Below are 2,993 nucleotides of genomic sequence, written 5' to 3'. Positions count from 1 at the left end.
CACCTTCTCGCGGCCGAACCCACCTTCTCGCGCCGCGAGGCACCTTCTCGGCGGCAGAGGGTGGGCGCGACACGCCCGAGTTTGCGACACGCCCGGGCGACACGTAGACTAGGGAAGTTCCACATTCCGGGCCCCTTCGGGCGTGCCCGGATCACTGCCAGGGCAGTGCATAGGCGGCGCCTGTCTGCGTAGCAGACGATCTCCACGGAGGTTCGGGCGCAGGGTCCTAGGCCGCAGGCAGCAGAGCACAACTTCCCACATCAGCATCCCGGAAACGGGTGTGCGCATTCGTGTGCGACGCGGGTGGGGGAGCCGGAGGCGCGAGTCCCCGGTTTGACAGCAGAACAGTGGTGCAGCATCACCCCGGCGACGCGGTGTGCGAAGTGCCAAAGGGCGAGGGACGAACCCTCCCACGCCCCCGTGCGTCCAATGCGGCTCGAATCGAGCACGTATGACGCGTAAAGAGAGAGAGCAGACAATGGCGGGACAGAAGATCCGCATTCGCCTGAAGTCGTACGATCACGCCGGCCTCGATTCGTCGGCCCGCAAGATCGTCGACACCGTGACCCGTGCCGGCGCGACGGTCGTGGGCCCCGTGCCCCTTCCGACGGAGAAGAACGTGATCTGCGTGATCCGTTCCCCGCACAAGTACAAGGACAGCCGCGAGCACTTCGAGATGCGCACCCACAAGCGTCTGATCGACATCATCGACCCGACGCCCAAGGCCGTCGACTCGCTGATGCGCCTTGACCTGCCGGCTGACGTCAACATCGAGATCAAGCTCTAGGACTCGCCATGGCAGACATCAACTCCAAGATTTCGAAGGGGATGCTGGGCACCAAGCTCGGCATGACCCAGGTATGGAACGAGAGCGGCAAGCTCGTTCCCGTCACCGTCATCGAGCTCGCGCCGAACGTGGTCACCCAGGTTCGCACGCCCGAGCGCGACGGCTACAACGCGATCCAGATCGCCTACGGCCAGATCGACCCGCGCAAGGTCAACAAGCCGCAGACGGCCCACTTCGAGGCCGCCGGCGTGACCCCGCGCCGTCACCTCACCGAGGTGCGCACCGCGGATGCCGCCGACTACGCGCTCGGCCAGGAGATCACCGCCGAGGGCACGTTCGAGGCCGGCCAGCTGGTCGACGTCGTCGGCACCAGCAAGGGCAAGGGCTTCGCCGGTGTCATGAAGCGTCACAACTTCAAGGGCGTCTCGGCGTCGCACGGTTCGCACCGCAACCACCGCAAGCCCGGCTCGATCGGCGCATCGTCGACCCCGAGCCGCGTCTTCAAGGGCATGCGCATGGCCGGCCGTATGGGTGGCGAGCGCGTGACCGTCCTCAACCTCACGGTGCACGCCGTCGACGCCGAGAAGGGGCTGATGCTCGTCAAGGGCGCCGTCCCCGGCGCGCGCGGTCGCATCGTCTTCGTCCGCAACGCAGTGAAGGGAGCGTGAGTCCATGGCTGACCAGACTCTCGCGCTCGACGTGCGAAGCGCAGACGGCAAGAAGGCAGGCTCGGTAGAGCTGCCCGCCGCGCTCTTCGACGTCAAGACGAACATTCCGCTCATCCACCAGGTCGTCGTCGCCCAGCGCGCGGCGGCTCGCCAGGGCACGCATTCGACCAAGCGTCGTGGCGAGGTCTCGGGCGCCGGCCGCAAGCCCTTCAAGCAGAAGGGCACCGGCAACGCCCGTCAGGGCTCGATCCGCGCGCCGCACATGACCGGCGGTGGCATCGTCCACGGGCCGAAGCCGCGCGACTACTCGCAGCGCACTCCCAAGAAGATGATCGCGGCCGCCCTTCTGGGTGCGCTCAGCGATCGCGCCCGCGGCGAGCGCCTGCACGTCATCGAGTCGTTCGGCATCGAAGGCGTGCCTTCGACGAAGGCGGCCGCTGCGTACCTGGCGACTGTCGCACAGACCAAGCGCGTGCTCGTGGTCATCGACCGCGACGACGACATCACGACCAAGAGCGTGCGCAACCTCGCGTACGTCCACGTGCTGCCCGTCGACCAGCTCAACGCGTACGACGTGCTCGTCTCCGACGACATCGTCTTCACCAAGGCCGCCTACGACGCGTTCATCGCGGCGAAGGCGTCCGTCATCGCCACCGAGGAGGTCTCGGCATGACCGAGCTGCAGGTTGCCCTCAACAAGGACCCGCGCGAGATCATCCTCAAGCCGGTCGTCTCGGAGAAGAGCTACGGGCTCATCGACGAGGGCAAGTACACGTTCCTCGTGGACCCCCGCGCGACCAAGACCGAGATCAAGCTCGCGATCGAGAAGATCTTCGGCGTCAAGGTCGCCGCGGTCAACACGATCAACCGCGTCGGCAAGGCCCGTCGCACCCGCTTCGGCGTCGGCAAGCGCAAGGACACCAAGCGCGCGATCGTGACGCTCAAGTCGGGCACCATCGACATCTTCACGGCAGTCGGCTGACGGTCGGGACGAAGGACACAGAACAATGGCAATTCGCAAGTACAAGCCCACGACCCCGGGTCGCCGCGGCTCGTCGGTGGCGGACTTCGCTGAGATCACCCGATCGACGCCCGAGAAGTCCCTCCTCCGCCCGCTGTCCAAGACCGGTGGCCGCAACAACCAGGGCCGCATCACCACCCGCCACATCGGCGGTGGACACAAGCGCCAGTACCGTGTGATCGACTTCCGTCGCGGCGACAAGGACGGCATCGACGCGAAGGTCGCTCACATCGAGTACGACCCGAACCGCACCGCGCGCATCGCGCTGCTGCACTACGCGGACGGCGAGAAGCGCTACATCATCGCGCCGAACAAGCTGTCGCAGGGTGACGTCGTCGAGTCGGGCCCCGGCGCCGACATCAAGCCCGGCAACAACCTGCCGCTGCGCAACATCCCGACCGGTACCGTCATCCACGCCATCGAGCTGCGCCCCGGCGGCGGCGCGAAGATGGCCCGCTCGGCCGGCGCCTCGGTGCGTCTGGTCGCGAAGGACGGCATCTACGCTCAGCTGCGTCTCC

5 protein-coding genes are annotated in these 2,993 nt (G+C 66.9%); all 5 read left to right on the top strand.

Translation table 11 applies throughout. The features are described from left to right. The first annotated feature begins 478 nt into the window (after positions 1-478). Positions 479-787: a 30S ribosomal protein S10 gene (rpsJ, locus tag QZV84_RS01280; protein WP_091703640.1), complete on the top strand. Its 309-nt coding sequence runs from the start codon at positions 479-481 to the stop codon at positions 785-787. 8 nt (positions 788-795) lie between these two features. Then, positions 796-1,455 (top strand): 50S ribosomal protein L3, encoded by a 660-nt coding sequence (gene rplC, locus QZV84_RS01275; RefSeq protein WP_292824142.1) that lies wholly within the window; start codon positions 796-798, stop codon positions 1,453-1,455. 4 nt (positions 1,456-1,459) lie between these two features. Then, positions 1,460-2,128, top strand: coding sequence for a 50S ribosomal protein L4 (gene rplD / locus QZV84_RS01270; protein WP_292824139.1), 669 nt, complete (start codon positions 1,460-1,462; stop codon positions 2,126-2,128). Then, positions 2,125-2,436 carry a 50S ribosomal protein L23 gene (gene rplW / locus QZV84_RS01265; protein ID WP_292824136.1) on the top strand — a complete coding sequence of 104 codons (312 nt, stop codon included), beginning with the start codon at positions 2,125-2,127 and terminating at the stop codon, positions 2,434-2,436. The genes rplD and rplW overlap by 4 nt, the downstream gene beginning before the upstream one ends. A 25-nt stretch (positions 2,437-2,461) precedes the next feature. Further along, positions 2,462-2,993 (top strand): 50S ribosomal protein L2 (gene rplB / locus QZV84_RS01260; RefSeq protein ID WP_292824133.1); only part of this gene is annotated, 532 nt, incomplete at its 3' end.

Origin of the sequence: Microbacterium sp., from assembly GCF_011620715.1 — a bacterium.
GTDB lineage: Bacteria > Actinomycetota > Actinomycetes > Actinomycetales > Microbacteriaceae > Microbacterium.
The sequence above is the reverse complement of the archived record's forward strand: the minus strand, read 5'-3'. Positions and strand labels throughout refer to the sequence as shown.